Source organism: Ensifer sp. Root954 (assembly GCF_001429005.1).
GTDB lineage: Bacteria > Pseudomonadota > Alphaproteobacteria > Rhizobiales > Rhizobiaceae > Ensifer > Ensifer adhaerens.
This window is the reverse complement of record NZ_LMJM01000015.1, coordinates 166,318-183,475: the sequence shown is the minus strand read 5'-3', so window position 1 is coordinate 183,475 and position 17,158 is coordinate 166,318. Positions and strand designations below refer to the sequence as shown.

Below are 17,158 nucleotides of genomic sequence, written 5' to 3'. Positions count from 1 at the left end.
CTAGGAACGTACTCGGCAACGCTAAGTTCCGACCGCCGGGTGATACTGCAAAGACACACAACGGTAACGGTCTCTTAACCATAATGGTGTCTTAATCATCGCATCAGGATTTGTGCAGTGCACGTCATCCTTTGACCAAAATTGACGGCAAGAAGGCAACCTAAAGCTAATTAAGGTCGCGATGGTGCGATCTGCGGCGGTGCCGGGCACTCTTGCAAACAGGACGTTTGGGCTACCCGGTCACGAGCATGAACCGCTCTTGCCGGGTGTTTGGATTCGGGGACTGAAGACGATGGAACAGGTTGGATTGGCCGCGGCAACACACGATGTGAGCCTTTGGTCGCTATTCATGCAAGCGGGCTTCGTCGTGAAGCTGGTCATGCTGGGGCTGGTCGCAGCCTCCGTCTGGACCTGGGCGATCGTCGTCGACAAGACGCTGAACTACGGCCGCGTCCGCCGCCAGCTCGACAGCTTCGAGCAGGTGTTCTGGTCCGGCCAGTCGCTGGAAGAACTCTACCGCACGCTCGCCGACCGCCAGACGGCCGGCATGGGTGCGATCTTCGTGTCCGCCATGCGCGAATGGAAGAAGAGCTTCGAGCGCGGCGCCCGTTCGCCGATCGGCCTGCAGATGCGTATCGACCGCGCCATGGACGTGACGCTCGCCCGGGAATCGGAATCGCTGGAAGCCCGTCTCGGCTCGCTCGCGACCATCGGTTCGGCCGCCCCGTTCATCGGCCTTTTCGGTACGGTCGTCGGTATCATGACCTCGTTCCAGGCGATCGCCGGTTCGAAGTCGACCAACCTCGCGGTCGTGGCGCCCGGTATCGCCGAAGCACTGCTCGCCACCGCGATCGGCCTGCTCGCCGCTATCCCCGCGGTTATCGCCTACAACAAGTTCTCGGCCGACGCCGGCAAGCTGTCGGCACGCATGGAAGCTTTCGCCGACGAATTCTCCGCCATCCTGTCGCGGCAGATCGACGAGAAGCTGCAGAACCCGCGCCAGGCCGCGCAGTAATCGCCAGAGAGTACGGAGACCACGCTGATGGGTATGTCGGTTGGCGGAGCCAAGGGTTCGGGTGGCGGACGTCGTCGCCGCGGCGGCAAGAAAGCCATGATGAGCGAGATCAACGTGACGCCGTTCGTCGACGTCATGCTCGTGCTCCTGATCATCTTCATGGTGGCAGCACCGATGATGACGGTCGGCGTGCCGATCGATCTGCCGGAAACGCAGGCAAAGGCGCTCAATTCCGATACGCAGCCGATCACTGTCTCGGTCAACCCGGCAGGCGAGATCTACCTGCAGGAAACCGCGATCGCCATCGACGAAGTGGTGCCGAAGCTCGAGGCGATCGCCACCACCGGCTACAACGAGCGCATCTATGTGCGCGGTGACACCAATGCCGACTACGGCACGGTCATGAAGGTCATGGCCCGCATCTCGGCCGCCGGTTTCAAGAACCTCGGCCTTGTCACGCTGCAAGAACAGGAAAAGTGATCGTCCACGATGAAGGGCAGTCTCGCTACATCTGCTGTCCTCCACGCCATGGTCTTGACCTGGGCGCTGGTGTCGCTTGGCAGCCCGGCTGACTTCCAGGTCGCCGACGTCGAGGCTTTGCCTGTCGACATCGTTCCCTATTCGGAGATGACGCAGGTTCAGCAGGGCGACAAGAAGGCGCCGAAGAAGGAGACCTCGTCGCCGGTTCCGACCAAGCGGCCGGAGACCAACCAGCCTGCCGAAAACATCGGCGACAACGATACCGACCTGAAGACGCCGCCGACGCCGAACGCCAAGCCGTCGAAGAGCGAAGCCACGGCCTCTCCGGAGAAGAACGAGAAGCCCGAGCCGACGCCCGATCCGGTCGAGCAAGAGATCAAGAAGGTCGAGGAATCCAAGCCCGCCTCCGAACCTGCGACCGAAGTTGCCGCTCTGCCCGAACCGAAGCAGGAAGTGAAGCCGGAGACGAAGCCGGAGCCGGCACCCGCCGAGGAAAAGCCGGCCGAGAACCCGGAAGCCGAAGCGCTGCCTGAGAAGGTGCCGACGCCGGCGGCAAAGCCGAAGGTCGAAAAGCCCGCCCAGAGCGCCAAGACGCCAGACCGCAAGAACGAGGCGACGCCGAAGGAACAGAAGAAAGCTGCCTCCACCGAGGAAAGCAAGTTCAACGCCGACGAGATCGCCGCGCTTCTCAACCGGCAGGATCCCTCCGCCGGTGGTGCCAAGCGCTCGACACAGGAAGCGGCGCTCGGCGGCAAGAAAACCATTGGTGTGGGCTTGAGCGCCAACGAGATCGATGGCGTCAAGGGCCAGATCCAGGGCAACTGGTCGCTGACGCCAGGCCTGACCGGCGTCGAGGAAGTGCGTGTCACGGTGCGCGTGCAGCTGGATCCCGCCGGCAATATCGTCGGCACACCCGAGGTTACCGCAACCGGCGGTCCGGAAGGTACGCGCCGTGCCGTTGAAAGCAGCACCTTGCGCGCGATCCGCCGTTCGGCCCCGCTACAGAACCTCCCGCCTGAAAAATATGAGGGCGAAAAAGGATGGAATACCCTCGTGCTGAATTTCGACCCCTCGGAATTCGCACTCTAGAGCTGCCGGGATTGGAACCCATGCCGGATAGCAAACCACCCCTGCAAACCCTTCGTACGAAGCTGAAAGGCTTGTCCCTATGATCAAGGTCTCTCTTTTCCGCGCCCTGATGGTGGCCGCGGGCATGTTAGCCGCCGTCGTGGCGGCGGTGACACCGGCAAATGCTGAAGTTGAAATCAACATCAACAAGGGCAACGTCGAACCGCTGCCGATCGCTGTCACGGACTTTCTCCAGGGCGAACTCGGCCAGAAGATTTCGGACGTGGTTGCGGCGGACCTGAAGCGTTCGGGCCTGTTCGCGCCGATCAACAAGGGAGCGTTCATCGAGAAGATCAGCAATCCGGATGCGACGCCGCGTTTCGAGGACTGGAAGGTCATCAACGCGCAGGCGCTCGTCACCGGCCGCGTGACGCAGGAAGGCGACGGCAGGCTGAAGGCCGAGTTCCGCCTGTGGGATACGTTCGGTAACAAGCAGATGACCGGCCAGCAGTTCTTCACCCAGCCGGAAAACTGGCGCCGCGTGGCCCACATCATCGCCGACGCCATCTATCAGAGCGTCACCGGCGAAAAGGGCTATTTCGACACCCGCATCGTCTATGTCGCCGAAAGCGGCCCGAAGACGGCACGCAAGCGTCAGCTCGCCATCATGGACCAGGACGGCTTCAACGCCCGTGCGCTCACCAATTCCAACGACATCGTTCTGACGCCGCGCTTCTCGCCGAACCGGCAGGAAGTCACCTACATGTCGTTCGAAAACCAGCAGCCGCGCGTCTACCTGCTGCAGCTGGAAACCGGACAGCGCGAGGTCGTCGGCAACTTCCCCGGCATGACCTTCTCGCCGCGCTTCTCGCCGGATGGCCAGCGGGTCATCATGAGCCTGCAGCAGGACGGCAACGCCAACATCTACACAATGGACCTGCGCTCGCGGACCACGACGCGCCTGACCAACACCGCCGCGATCGATACCGCCCCGTCCTATTCGCCGGATGGCAGCCAGATCGCCTTTGAAAGCGACCGCGGTGGCCGCCAGCAGATCTACGTCATGGGTGCCGACGGCTCCGGCCAGCGCCGCATCTCCTTCGGCGACGGCTCCTATTCGACGCCGGTCTGGTCTCCGCGTGGCGACCTCATCGCCTTCACCAAGCAGTCGGGCGGCAAGTTCTCGATCGGCGTGATGAAGACCGACGGTTCGGGCGAACGTATCCTGACCACCGGCTTCCACAACGAAGGCCCGACCTGGGCGCCGAACGGCCGTGTCCTGATGTTCTTCCGCCAGGGTGCCGGTTCCGGCGGACCGCAGCTCTATTCGATCGATCTGTCGGGTTACAACGAGCAACTGATCCAGACGCAGGGCTTCGCATCCGACCCGGCCTGGTCGCCGCTGCTCGAGTAGTTCACGTGGCTTTGGGTCGCCCGATCCAATGCCAGTAACGTGATCGCCTCTCGTCCGCTTAAGGGCGGGAGGCCGGCGGAAAGCCGCCTCCTTTTTTCCTGATCCCGCTGCAGGCTGATCCGATTTGCGGCGGGAAAATGTGGCAATGATGCCGCTTTCTCGCCGCAAAGTGCTGGTCTAGCAGGGCCCGAGCCGAAATTATCGATTTGTTAACCATAACTGTTGAATAGCGATTAACCGCTTCCGGTTACAGTCTGGCAACCGTGAATTCAGACACTTCTCAAGGAGACCGGCGTATGAGCCGAATTGACACCCCGGCCGCAGGCCGCATGCAGACCATCGCTCGCAACCCGGTCATGATCGCCCTGGTCATGACGCTTGCCCTGGCTGGCTGTGCATCGAAGAAGAACCTGCCGGGCAGCGCTGGCGAACTGGGTCTCGGTGGCGCCGGTTCGGCAACGCCGGGCTCGCAGCAGGACTTCACCGTCAATGTCGGCGACCGCATCTTCTTTGACACCGACTCCACCTCGATCCGCGCCGACGCGCAGCAGACGCTCGCTCGTCAGGCCCAGTGGCTTGCCAAGTACCCGAACTACGCGATCACCATCGAAGGCCATGCCGACGAACGCGGCACGCGCGAGTACAACCTGGCGCTCGGCGCCCGCCGTGCGGCCTCGACCCGCGACTACCTGATCAGCCAGGGCGTTCCGTCGAACCGCATGAAGACGATCTCCTACGGCAAGGAAAAGCCGGTCGCCGTTTGCGACGACATTTCCTGCTGGTCGCAGAACCGCCGCGCCGTTACCGTTCTCGGTGGCGCCGGCATGTAATGATGCCGCGGCCGCGCGCATCGCGTGGCCCGGAATCACGACTTGATCCCAGGAGGCGTTGCGTGTTCCGGAGATCACAGATCGCTAAATTAAAAGGGCGGCCCTTGGCCGCCCTTTGCTTTTTTACCACACTTTGGCCGAACTCCGTTGCTTTTTCAGGGCAATTGGAAAACTGTGCGGCAATCACCCAGATGACTCGGCGAGATGTATTGCGGGCCCCTGGTCAAGGGTGGGACAACCGGTATTCGAACAGGACAAATGAAATGAAGAAATTTGTCGTGGCGGGCCTGATCGGTCTTGCGACCCTTGCGGGTCTCGGCCAGACGGCGAACGCCATGCCTCTTTCAGGGCTGCTGGCCCGAACGACTGAGACCAACAGCGGCGCGCAGAACCTGCCCGTCGTAAAGGTGCAGTCGGCCGAAACCGCACGGATTGGCCAGCTCGAAGAACAGATCCGCTCGCTTAACGGGCGTATCGAGGAAATGAGCTTCCAGCTCTTGCAGATGCAGGAGCAGATCCGGAAGTTCCAGGAGGACAACGAGTTCCGCTTCCAGGATCTGGAAAGCGGCAAGGCCTCCCCCAAGAAGAGCGGCGCTCTGCAGACGCCGAAAACCAGCGATCAGGCGTCCGTCACCCCGGGGGTGACGGATAGCCAGACCATGGCGCCCGCAGCCGGCGGCAACGACATGGCGTCTTCGGGCGTTTCGCCCGGAGCAAGCCAGGGCGGCAACGGCGCGGCCCCGCCGTCGACACTCGGACAGATCGTGTTCGACGAGAACGGCAATCCGGTCGCAGCGACGACGGATGGGCGGCCGGGCGCAAACGCCACGCTTCCCGGCGTCGATTCCGGCGCACCGGCCGACGGCGGCTTGAACAGCAATCCCGGCAGCCAGCAGACTGCATCGCTCGACAATCCCGGCGACCTCTACCAGTCGGCCTACGGTCATGTCCTTTCGGGCGACTACAGCACTGCCGAGCAGGAATTCGGCGACTACCTGGCCGCGTTTCCGAAGGGCGACAAGGCAGCCGATGCCAGCTTCTGGCTGGGTGAAGCCCAATATTCGCAAGGCAAATACAGCGACGCCGCCAAGACCTTCCTGAACGCGCATCAGGCCCACGGCAAATCGCCGAAGGCGCCCGAAATGCTCTTGAAGCTCGGCATGTCGCTCGGTGCGCTCGACAACAAGGAAACCGCCTGCGCGACGCTGGGCGAGGTCAACAAGCGCTATCCCAAGGCCTCGCCTGCGGTGAAGGCGAAGGTGACGAGCGAGCAGAGCCGCTTTGGCTGCTGAGGCTCCAGCGCCGACAGCCGTTGTCGAAACGGCAAAACGATTTCTCGCCTCCTTTCTTCGCCCGATGCGTATCCTCGTTGCCGTCTCCGGCGGGAGCGATTCCAAGGGCTTGCTTCTCGCCCTGAACGAGGCGATCGAGGCAAGCGACCCCAACAGATTTTCCCTGGCCGCATGTACGGTCGATCACGCCCTGCGGCCGGAATCGGCTGCGGAAGCGCAAGGCGTTGCCGCGTTCTGCGCAAGCATCGGCGTTCCGCACCTCATCAAGCGTTGGGATGGCCCCAAACCGCTGACCGGCATTCAGGCGGCGGCGCGCGAGGCGCGCTATCGGCTACTGGCGGATGCCGCCGAGCGGCTTGAGGCCGGCTGTATCGTCACCGGCCACACCAGCGACGACCAGCGCGAAACGATCCTGATGCGGATGCAAAGGGCGCAGGGGCCGGGCGCTTCCGGCATGGCGAGTGCCACCCTTTATGACCGCCGGATCTGGGTGCTGCGGCCGTTCCTCGACCTAGACCGAGCGTCGATCCGCGCCTATCTCGCGACACGCGACGTGACCTGGTTCGATGATCCGAGCAACGCCAACCCGACCTTCGAGCGCGTCCGCGTCCGGGCTGAACTGGCGCAATCACCGCGGGCAGAAGAGGGGGTATGGGATGCTGGAGCCAGGGCCCGGTCGTCGACAAGGGCTGCCGCCTTCATCACCCGCCATGTGCGCGTGCATGCAGGCCTGGTGGTGGAGATCCCGCTTGCTCTCGACGACCATCGCGACAACGTCGATTGGCAGCGGGCGCTGCTCGCGCTGGTGGCCGTGGTCGGCGGCCGCGCGCATATCCCCGCCGCAGATACGGTGAAGCGGGTGGCGGCGTTTCTGCGAGAGACAACGCTCGGTAGGATGACGGCCGGAAGATGCGTGTTCGACCGCCGCGCAAGCGGGCTCTACCTCTATCGCGAGGCGCGGGGCCTGACGACTTTGACGCTTGCAGGCGGCGAGACCGCAACATGGGATGGCCGCTTCCATGTGCGAAATGGCGGAAGCGCGCCCATCTCCGTCGCGGCAGAGGGCCGAGGCGGGCCACAACAGCAGAGACTTATTGCCGCAGGCTTGCCACCGGGCGTTGCCGGTCGTGCATCGCTTACGGCGCCGAGGGTCCTGTCTGAGAACGGCGAAAGTGTCGCATCCATCACAATCGAGCCGCGGATCGGGCTCTACGACACCTTTTTGCCGGGTTTCGACCGGATCATGGCCGATCGGATCGCCGGATTGTTCGGACGAGAGCCTTATCCTCCGCCGCCGGTTCACGATCTATTGACAGAAATGGAACGGTAGCCGGCGGTTTGCCTTGGCAATACGTCACCAGAACCCTATGTTAGGGAGCAAGACAGCGGCTCGCGAAATGCGCGGGTCGTGACAGGTTCCGGGGAGTTCGATGAACCCTAATTTTCGTAATCTTGCCCTTTGGGCAATCATAGCGCTTCTGCTGATCGCGCTGTTCAGCATGTTCCAACAGCCGACGGAGCGCACCGGCTCGCGCGAGATTCCGTTCTCGCAATTCCTCAAGGACGTGGATGCGAGCCGCGTCAAGGAAGTCGTGATCACCGGCTCGAAAGTGATCGGCAGCTATTCCGAAAGCGGCGCAACCTTCCAGACCTACGCGCCATCAGTCGATACGGCGCTGACCGAGCGCCTCGAAGCCAAGGACGTGACGGTCACGGTTCGCCCGGAAACCGACGGTTCGTCCGGGTTCCTCAGCTATATCGGTACCCTGCTTCCGATGCTTCTGATCCTCGGCGTCTGGCTGTTCTTCATGCGCCAGATGCAGGGCGGCTCGCGTGGGGCGATGGGTTTTGGCAAGTCCAAGGCCAAGCTTCTGACCGAAGCGCATGGCCGCGTCACCTTTGACGACGTCGCCGGCGTCGACGAAGCCAAGCAGGACCTGGAAGAAATCGTCGAATTCCTGCGCGACCCGCAGAAGTTCCAGCGCCTCGGCGGTCGCATTCCGCGCGGCGTGCTGCTCGTCGGTCCTCCCGGTACCGGTAAGACGCTGCTGGCCCGCTCGGTTGCCGGCGAAGCCAACGTGCCGTTCTTCACGATCTCCGGTTCGGACTTCGTGGAAATGTTCGTCGGCGTCGGCGCCAGCCGTGTGCGCGACATGTTCGAACAGGCCAAGAAGAATGCGCCCTGCATCATCTTCATCGACGAAATCGACGCTGTCGGTCGTCATCGCGGCGCCGGTCTCGGCGGCGGCAACGACGAGCGCGAACAGACGCTCAACCAGCTGCTGGTCGAGATGGACGGCTTTGAAGCCAACGAAGGCATCATCCTGATCGCCGCGACCAACCGTCCTGACGTTCTCGACCCGGCCCTTCTGCGTCCGGGCCGCTTCGACCGCCAGGTCGTCGTGCCGAACCCGGATATCAACGGCCGCGAACGCATCCTCAAGGTGCATGTGCGCAACGTGCCGCTGGCGCCGAACGTCGATCTCAAGGTGCTCGCCCGTGGTACGCCCGGCTTCTCCGGTGCCGACCTCATGAACCTCGTCAACGAGGCCGCCCTAATGGCCGCCCGTCGCAACAAGCGTCTTGTCACCATGCTCGAGTTCGAGGATGCCAAGGACAAGATCATGATGGGCGCGGAGCGTCGTTCGTCGGCGATGACCGAGGCCGAGAAGAAGCTGACCGCCTATCACGAAGCCGGTCACGCGATCCTCGCGCTCAACGTTCCCTCGGCCGATCCGCTGCACAAGGCGACGATCATCCCGCGCGGTCGCGCGCTCGGCATGGTCATGCAGCTGCCGGAAGGCGACCGCTACTCGATGAGCTACAAGTGGATGGTCTCGCGTCTTGCCATCATGATGGGTGGACGCGTCGCCGAAGAACTGACCTTCGGCAAAGAGAACATCACTTCGGGCGCATCCTCGGATATCGAGCAGGCCACCAAGCTTGCCCGTGCGATGGTGACGCAATGGGGCTTCTCCGACCAGCTCGGCCAGGTTTCCTATGGCGAGAACCAGCAGGAAGTCTTCCTCGGCCACTCCGTTGCTCAGCAGAAGAACGTGTCGGAGGCGACCGCCCAGAAGATCGACAACGAAATCCGTCGTCTGATCGATGAGGCCTACGAGACCGCGCGCAAAATCCTGACGGAGAAGAACCACGAGTTCGTGGCGCTTGCCGAAGGGTTGCTCGAATACGAAACGCTGACTGGCGAAGAAATCAAGGCGCTGATCCGCGGGGAGAAGCCGGCACGTGATCTCGGCGACGACACGCCGCCGCATCGTGGCTCGGCCGTTCCCTCGGCCGGTGCCAAGAAGGAAGGCTCGGCGGGCAAGGGCGAAGAGTCCGAAGGCGGGTTCGAGCCGCAGCCGCAATAACCGACAGCTGTCGGCCATGTATTGAAGCCGCCGTTCCTTGAGTGGAGCGGCGGTTTTTCGTTGGCGATTTTGCACCTGGCATTTGGTAACGGGATGTAATGATTTCTGATGCTAGGCTCGCTGCCGTTTGCTGCGCTTTTGTGTCAAAGAAGACTCATGTGTTGCGATCGCATGGCCATTGGCGGGCACGACGATCCGAGGCGTACGGCAACCGCCGATATGAAATGAGGTCCGGTCAATGAAACCCAGTCGCGCACCCCGCAGACAGGCGAAACTGGCAAAGCCAGCGCTGACCCGGCAGAACGATGGAGCTCTTATGAAGCGCAAGTATTTCGGCACCGACGGTATTCGCGGCCAGTCCAATATGTTTCCGATGACACCGGATCTGGCGATGCGGGTCGGCATCGCCGTCGGTACGATCTTTCGCAATGGCGCCCATCGCCACCGGGTGGTGATTGGCAAGGACACGCGTCTTTCCGGCTACATGCTCGAAAACGCGATGGTGGCGGGCTTCACCGCGGCCGGTCTCGACGTCTTCCTGCTCGGGCCGATCCCGACGCCGGGTGTGGCCATGCTCACCCGCTCGCTGCGCGCCGATATCGGCGTGATGATTTCGGCGTCCCACAATCCCTTCCAGGACAACGGCATCAAGCTGTTCGGCCCCGATGGCTACAAGCTCTCCGACGACATCGAACAGAAGATCGAGGCGTTGCTCGACCAGGATCTCTCGGGCCAGCTGGCGAAGTCGGAAGACATCGGCCGCGCGAAGCGCGTCGATGGCGACATCTATCGCTATCTCGAACATGCCAAGCGCACGCTGCCGCGCGATGTCACGCTGCAGGGCCTGAGGATCGCCGTCGATTGCGCCAATGGCGCGGCCTACAAGGTGGCGCCGACCGCCCTTTGGGAACTGGGTGCCGAAGTCGTTACCATCGGTACGGAGCCGAACGGCCTCAACATCAACCTCGACTGCGGCTCGACGCATCCGGCTGCTCTTTCCAAGAAGGTCCATGAAGTGCGCGCCGATATCGGCATCGCGCTCGACGGCGACGCCGACCGCGTGCTGATCGTCGACGAGAACGGTACCGTCATTGATGGCGATCAACTGATGGCCGTCATTGCCGACAGCTGGGCCGAGGACGGCATGCTGCGCGGCGGTGCCGTTGCGGCGACCGTGATGTCCAATCTCGGTCTCGAGCGTTACCTTAAAGGGCGCGGCATCGACCTGCGCCGCACCAAGGTCGGCGACCGCTATGTCGTCGAGCAGATGCGCCAGGACGGGCTGAACGTCGGCGGCGAACAGTCGGGCCATATCGTGCTTTCCGATTTCGGCACCACCGGCGACGGTCTTGTTGCGGCCTTGCAGATCCTTGCGGTGATCAAGCGTCAGGGCAAGACGGTGAGCGAGGTCTGCCACCGCTTCGAGCCAGTGCCGCAGGTGCTGAAGAACGTGCGCATTTCGGCCGGCAAGCCGCTTGAAGACGCGACCGTGCGCCAGGCGATTGCGGACGCGGAAGCGGAGCTTGCGAAATCCGGTCGTCTGCTGATCCGCCCGTCCGGCACGGAGCCGCTTATCCGCGTGATGGCGGAAGGCGACGATCGCGGCCAGGTCGAGCGCATCGTCGACGAACTGGTCAATGTCATCGGCAGCGTGCGCAACGCCGCCTAAGCCGGTACCAATCGACTTCCCTCCAGGGCCGGTGCGAAGCGCCGGCCTCTTTTTTTCCCGTTGCCTGTTGCTTTTGCCCGGTAGTGTCGCCGCGGTCCGGGCCATTTTCCCGTTAGAACTCCGCTGGGGAACAGAACCTGCAACCATCACGACCAAAGAGAGTGTTGTTCTGCCGTTCTATTTAGCTCTACCTTATGTGATCTCGGGCAGCAGGCAGTAAACTGCACGACAACTACAAGAATATGCCGATTCCTTAACAAACGCGGTAAACGTTTGTAGTTAATCGGAACTTAACCTTTGCTCCTCATTATCCACAACAACAACGGGATTTGGGCACCGCTTTCACGGTGATCCAAGCAACGGAATCTATTGGAGTGGGCCATGAAGAGAATTTTGAGTGGCGTTGTTGCGATCTTGCTCAGCGGCACGGCAGCTCTTGCTGCGGATGTCTATCAACCGCCTATCGAGCCGGTGCCGGAACAGCCGGTCGAAGTCATCCAGACCAGCGGCTGGTACCTGCGCGGCGATGTCGGTTACGCCTGGAACAACCTGCGCGGCGCGAATTTCTACCAGGGTGGGCCGGGCGGCTCCATCGCCAATTTCGAAACCGCCGATATCGATGACTCCTGGGTCGCCGGCGTCGGTGTCGGTTATCAGTTCAACAACTACTTCCGTGCCGACGTCACGGCCGACTATTGGGGCAGCGCCGATTTCAACGGCTCGACCGTGGGTGGCTGCGGCAACTTCCCGGGCCCGTGCCGGTCGCGCGACGTCACATCGGTTTCCGCCTGGAGCCTGATGGCCAACGCCTATGTCGATATCGGCACCTACGGCGCCTTCACGCCTTACGTCGGTGCCGGTATCGGTGCGACGCACGTCAAGTGGGACAAGCTGCGCAACACCAGTTGCGAAATCGGCAACCCCGGCAATTGCGACCCGACGACGAGCCATGACGGTGAGAGCAAGTGGCGCTTTACCTACGCGCTGATGGCCGGTACAGCCATCGACCTCACCTGCAATCTCAAAGCCGACGTCGGCTACCGCTTCCGCCAGGTCGACGATGGCGACATGTTCGGCTACGCCAACGGTGGCGGTCCGGGCTCCGACGAAGGCTTCTACATCCACGAGGCGCGCGCTGGTCTGCGCTACTCGTTCGGCAGTGTCTGCGAAGTGCCCTACGAGCCGGAGCCGATCGTCTACAAGTGATCGGCCAGACCAGATGATACAAAAGGCCACCTTCGGGTGGCCTTTTTCGTTGCCGCCATTCTTTGCTTGTTTCCTAACAGGCATGGTTAACCGGGGGTTAACCAGTCGCTGCCAATAGTTAACGCTGAACGAAGCGGTGATGGCAGCGCGCCATCCCGCACCGATAGCAGTGGTGAAAGGGCATGGGCATGGATTGGCGAAACGGGTTCTGCGGGGCCGCTTTTGGTGCCGGCCTGCTCCTTTCCGGCGCGGCATTCGCTGCCGATGAGGATCTCCTGAATGCGCCGGAGATCACCATCGAAAAAGAATCGGCTGGCGCGAGTGCGATCTATCTGCGCGGCGATATCGGCTATGCGCCTTGGCGTAGCGAAGGCGATCCCTATTACCGGACCTTCGATGCGGGCACGTCGACCTACGACAGCACCACCTTCGACAACGCCCGTTTCGACAAGCCGTTTTCCGGGTCGCTTGGCGTTGGCTACCAGTTTACCGACACGTTCCGCGCTGACCTGACGGCGGAGTATTTCGAGGGCCGGTTCAACGGTTCATCCTCATCGGCAAGCCCGTGCGCGGGGCAAGGGGCGGGAACATCCTGCGCGTTTTCGACCGGGGCCGACTATTCCGCTCTCGGCCTGATGGCGAATGCCTATGTCGATTTCGGCACGCTTGCCGGCTTCACGCCTTATGTCGGCGCTGGTCTCGGCGCGACGCGTCTCAACTGGGATACGGCGGTTGAAAAGGCGACCTGCGTTGCCGGTGGCGGCGCCTGCGCCGGAGCGGCCGGCTCCATCTCTTACGAGGGGCGCGACGGCTGGCGGTTCACCTATGCGCTGATGGCCGGCGTTTCCTACGACCTCAGCGATCAGCTGAAGCTCGATGTCGGCTACCGCTACTCCCATATCGCCGACGGCGAGATGTTCGGCTTCGGCACTGAGGCGCTTGCGGGCGCACGTGGCGACAAGGGCTTTGACGACGGTCTTTCCCGTCACGAAATCCGAGCGGGCCTGCGCTTCTCGTTCTAGCGCCATCGGCCGCGGGAAAGTCGAGCAGGTTTGCTTTTCCCCAAGTGATTCAACCTGTTGCCCACATGAAGGCGTTGCCTGGCAACAATCGTTCGGCGGTGGCCGCCTGTCTTTTCATATGTTGCCCGCGACGCCATTAATTTTGTCGATTGCGACAAAGCGCTTGACTTCCGATCCCGCCGCCAATATCGACGACGGCGGGACACCCTTCCCCAACGAAGGGCTATCTATCTGGAAGGATAGCACATGGCAAAGCCTGCACAGCCGGACCTCCGTCCGAACAATACCCATTTCTCTTCTGGCCCTTGCTCGAAGCGCCCCGGTTGGACGCTCGACGCTCTCTCCGATGCTCCGCTCGGTCGTTCGCACCGCGCCAAGATCGGCAAGACGAAGCTGAAGCAGGCCATCGATCTTACCCGTGACATTCTTGAAGTGCCGGCCGACTACCGTATCGGTATCGTGCCCGCTTCCGACACCGGCGCCGTCGAAATGGCGCTCTGGTCGCTGCTCGGTCCGCGCGGCGTCGACATGGTCGCCTGGGAAAGCTTTGGCGCCGGCTGGGTGACCGACGTGGTCAAGCAGCTGAAGCTCGCCGACGTACGCAAGTTCGAAGCCGGTTACGGCGAACTTCCCGACCTTTCGAAGGTCGATTTCGACCGCGACGTGGTCTTCACCTGGAACGGCACGACCTCGGGCGTGCGTGTGCCCAACGGCGACTTCATCCCGGCTGACCGCAAGGGCCTGACGATCTGCGATGCGACCTCTGCCGCGTTTGCGCAGAACCTCGATTTCGCCAAGCTCGACGTCGTCACTTTCTCCTGGCAGAAGGTTCTTGGCGGCGAGGGCGCCCATGGCGTCATCATCCTGTCGCCGCGCGCCGTCGAACGGCTGCTGACCTACGTGCCGGCCTGGCCGCTGCCGAAGATCTTCCGCATGACCTCGGGCGGAAAGCTGATTGAAGGCATCTTTACCGGCGAAACCATCAACACGCCGTCGATGCTTTGCGTCGAAGATTACATCGATGCGCTGCTTTGGGCGCAGCAGGTCGGCGGGCTCAAGGGCCTGATGGCCCGGGCTGATGCCAATGCGCAGGCAATCTTCGATTTCGTCGCCGCCAACGATTGGATCGCAAACCTGGCGGTCAAGGACGAGACCCGCTCCAACACTTCGGTCTGCTTGAAGATCGTCGACAAGGACGTGCTCGCGCTCGACGCCGACGGACAGGCGGCCTTTGCCAAGGGCGTGGTTGCGCTTCTCGAAAAGGAAGGCGTCGCCTTCGACATCGGCCATTACCGCGATGCCCCGTCCGGTCTTCGCATCTGGGCCGGCGCCACGATCGAGGCCGCCGACATGAAGGCGCTGATGCCATGGCTGACCTGGGCTTTCGAGACCCAGAAGGCAACGCTGGCACAGGCCGCGGCCTGATTGGACAAAGGGTGAGGACAATGAACTTCGCCCGCATCTCACACTGATTTGAGTGATCCGCTTCGCTCCCGATGGGAGCGAGGCCTGGCTACCCGCATTCCCATTCAGACCTGATCTTTAAGGAGGCCTCCCATGGCACCTCGTGTTCTCGTATCCGACGAACTGTCGGAAACCGCCGTCCAGATCTTCCGCGACCGCGGCGTCGAAGTCGATTTCCAGCCGAAGCTCGGCAAGGACAAGGACAAGCTCGCCGAAATCATCGGTAACTATGACGGTCTTGCCATCCGTTCCGCCACCAAGGCGACGGAAAAGCTGATCGCCGCTGCGACCAACCTCAAGGTCATCGGCCGCGCCGGCATCGGCGTCGACAATGTCGACATCCCGGCCGCTTCGCGCCGCGGTATCATCGTGATGAACACGCCCTTCGGCAACTCGATCACGACCGCCGAACACGCGATTGCGCTGCTCTTTGCCGTTGCCCGCCAGCTTCCGGCCGCCGACACCTCGACGCAGGCCGGCAAGTGGGAGAAGTCCCGCTTCATGGGTGTCGAAATCACCGGCAAGACGCTCGGCGTCATCGGCGCCGGCAACATCGGCTCGATCGTCTGCTCGCGCGCCATCGGTCTGAAGATGCATGTGCTTGCCTACGACCCGTTCCTCTCCAAGGAGCGTGCCGAAGAAATGGGCGTCACCAAGGTCGAACTCGACGAACTGCTCGCCCAGGCTGACTTCATCACCCTGCACGTGCCGCTGACCGACAAGACCCGCAACATCCTGAGCGCCGAAGCGCTTGCCAAGGCCAAGCCCGGCGTGCGCATCGTCAACTGCGCCCGTGGTGGTCTGGTCGACGAGAAGGCGCTTGCCGAAGCGATCAAGTCGGGCCATGTCGCCGGCGCCGGTTTCGACGTTTTCGAGGTCGAACCCGCAACCGAAAGTCCGCTCTTCGGCCTGCCGAACGTCGTCTGCACGCCGCATCTCGGCGCTTCGACCACGGAAGCCCAGGAGAACGTCGCGCTGCAGGTGGCCGAACAGATGTCGGACTATCTGGTCAAGGGTGCGGTCTCCAACGCCATCAACATGCCGTCGATCACCGCTGAGGAAGCACCGATCCTGAAGCCGTTCATCCGGCTTGCCGATGTTCTCGGCGCCTTCGTCGGTCAGGTGACCGAAAGCGCGATCAAGGAAATCGAGATCCTCTATGACGGCTCGACCGCCGGCATGAACACCAAGGCGCTGACGAGTGCCGTGCTTGCCGGTCTGATCCGGCCGCAGGTCGCCGACGTCAACATGGTTTCGGCGCCGGTCATGATCAAGGAAAAGGGCATCATCCTGTCCGAGGTCAAGCGCGACAAGACCGGCGTCTTCGACGGCTACATCAAGCTGACGGTGAAGACGGCGAACCAGACGCGGTCGGTCGCCGGCACGGTGTTCTCGGACGGCAAGCCGCGTTTCATCCAGATCAAGGGCATCAACCTCGATGCGGATGTCGGCAACCACATGGTCTACATCACCAACACCGACGTTCCCGGCATGATCGGCTTCATCGGCATGACGCTCGGCGATGCGGGCGTCAACATCGCGAACTTCCAGCTCGGCCGCGAGAAGGAAGCCGGTGACGCGATCGCGCTGCTCTACGTCGATGGCGCTGTTTCCGAGGCCGTGCTTGACAAGCTGCGTGCCAATCCGGCAATTCGCCAGGCAAAGCCGCTGGTCTTCAACATCGATTGATGCCAGCCCAGCAAGTGGCAGCACGGTCTGCCACTTTGCCGACCCACTCACGGGACATATCGAGGACGCACCGGCCGACCGCCGGTGCGTTTTCCTGTTTCGAACGCATGTGACGAGAAATGACCGAAATGACATTCCGCTGGCGTGAGGCAAGCCTGCCCGACCTCGCATCCGTATCGGAGATCCAGCTCGTGGTTCACCAGGCCTTTCCCGAGGATGACGCCGTGCTCGCCGACCGCATCGCGCTCAGCCCTGCCGGTTGTTTCATGCTGGACTCAAAGGGCCTGTCGCGCGGCTATGTGTTGAGCCACCCCTGGCTTCGCGGTGCGCCGCCGTCGCTGAACAGCATGCTTGGCGAAATCCCTGAGGCTGCCGATACCTGGTACATCCATGACCTCGCCCTTCTGCCCGAAATGCGTGGCTCCGGGGCAGGGGGCGGCGTGTTGCCGATGCTTGCCGATGTTGCACGGACGGAAGGGTTCCGGTCGATGTCGCTCGTTTCCGTCAACGGATCCCGCCGCTTCTGGGAGCGACAGGGCTTCGAGGTTCGCATGGACGAACGGCTGGTGCAGAAGCTTTCAAGTTATGGCGATGATGCGCTCTATATGGAGCGGCATCTCGTCTGAATGAAAATGGCG

At 62.4% G+C, this 17,158-nt stretch carries 14 protein-coding genes; all 14 read left to right on the top strand.

The window, feature by feature from the left end; all coding sequences use genetic code 11:
* The first annotated feature begins 292 nt into the window (after positions 1-292).
* The 14 genes from tolQ (at position 293) to ASE71_RS09785 (ending at position 17,146) form a co-directional block, all read left to right on the top strand.
* Positions 293-1,015, top strand: coding sequence for a protein TolQ (tolQ, locus tag ASE71_RS09850; protein ID WP_034806243.1), 723 nt, complete (start codon positions 293-295; stop codon positions 1,013-1,015).
* 27 nt (positions 1,016-1,042) lie between these two features.
* Positions 1,043-1,495, top strand: a complete 453-nt coding sequence (gene tolR, locus ASE71_RS09845) for a protein TolR (protein WP_034806246.1) — start codon at positions 1,043-1,045, stop codon at positions 1,493-1,495.
* 9 nt (positions 1,496-1,504) lie between these two features.
* Entirely contained in the window at positions 1,505-2,584 is a 1,080-nt protein-coding gene (locus ASE71_RS09840) for a hypothetical protein (RefSeq protein ID WP_034806249.1), read from the top strand.
* 79 nt (positions 2,585-2,663) lie between these two features.
* Complete coding sequence (gene tolB, locus ASE71_RS09835; RefSeq protein ID WP_034806253.1) at positions 2,664-3,977, top strand: Tol-Pal system beta propeller repeat protein TolB; 1,314 nt, start codon at positions 2,664-2,666, stop codon at positions 3,975-3,977.
* Positions 3,978-4,273: 296 nt separating this feature from the next.
* Positions 4,274-4,807 carry a peptidoglycan-associated lipoprotein Pal gene (pal, locus tag ASE71_RS09830; RefSeq protein WP_034806256.1) on the top strand — a complete coding sequence of 178 codons (534 nt, stop codon included), beginning with the start codon at positions 4,274-4,276 and terminating at the stop codon, positions 4,805-4,807.
* Positions 4,808-5,070: 263 nt separating this feature from the next.
* Entirely contained in the window at positions 5,071-6,099 is a 1,029-nt protein-coding gene (ybgF, locus tag ASE71_RS09825) for a tol-pal system protein YbgF (protein ID WP_034806258.1), read from the top strand.
* A gap of 64 nt (positions 6,100-6,163) precedes the next feature.
* A complete protein-coding gene (tilS, locus tag ASE71_RS09820; protein WP_060518662.1) occupies positions 6,164-7,429 on the top strand; it encodes a tRNA lysidine(34) synthetase TilS in 1,266 nt (421 codons plus the stop codon).
* Between the two features lie 100 nt (positions 7,430-7,529).
* Positions 7,530-9,470 carry an ATP-dependent zinc metalloprotease FtsH gene (gene ftsH / locus ASE71_RS09815; RefSeq protein WP_034806263.1) on the top strand — a complete coding sequence of 647 codons (1,941 nt, stop codon included), beginning with the start codon at positions 7,530-7,532 and terminating at the stop codon, positions 9,468-9,470.
* 316 nt (positions 9,471-9,786) lie between these two features.
* Complete coding sequence (gene glmM / locus ASE71_RS09810; RefSeq protein ID WP_060518576.1) at positions 9,787-11,139, top strand: phosphoglucosamine mutase; 1,353 nt, start codon at positions 9,787-9,789, stop codon at positions 11,137-11,139.
* 381 nt (positions 11,140-11,520) lie between these two features.
* Positions 11,521-12,345: an outer membrane protein gene (locus ASE71_RS09805; protein ID WP_060518574.1), complete on the top strand. Its 825-nt coding sequence runs from the start codon at positions 11,521-11,523 to the stop codon at positions 12,343-12,345.
* Positions 12,346-12,533: 188 nt separating this feature from the next.
* A complete protein-coding gene (locus ASE71_RS09800) occupies positions 12,534-13,367 on the top strand; it encodes an outer membrane protein (RefSeq protein WP_060518661.1) in 834 nt (277 codons plus the stop codon).
* 246 nt (positions 13,368-13,613) lie between these two features.
* Complete coding sequence (locus ASE71_RS09795) at positions 13,614-14,792, top strand: phosphoserine transaminase (protein ID WP_060518572.1); 1,179 nt, start codon at positions 13,614-13,616, stop codon at positions 14,790-14,792.
* A 132-nt stretch (positions 14,793-14,924) separates the two neighbouring features.
* A complete protein-coding gene (gene serA / locus ASE71_RS09790; RefSeq protein WP_034806426.1) occupies positions 14,925-16,520 on the top strand; it encodes a phosphoglycerate dehydrogenase in 1,596 nt (531 codons plus the stop codon).
* Between the two features lie 119 nt (positions 16,521-16,639).
* On the top strand, positions 16,640-17,146 hold the full coding sequence (locus ASE71_RS09785) for a GNAT family N-acetyltransferase (protein WP_060518566.1): 507 nt from the start codon (positions 16,640-16,642) through the stop codon (positions 17,144-17,146).
* The last annotated feature ends 12 nt before the right edge of the window (positions 17,147-17,158 follow it).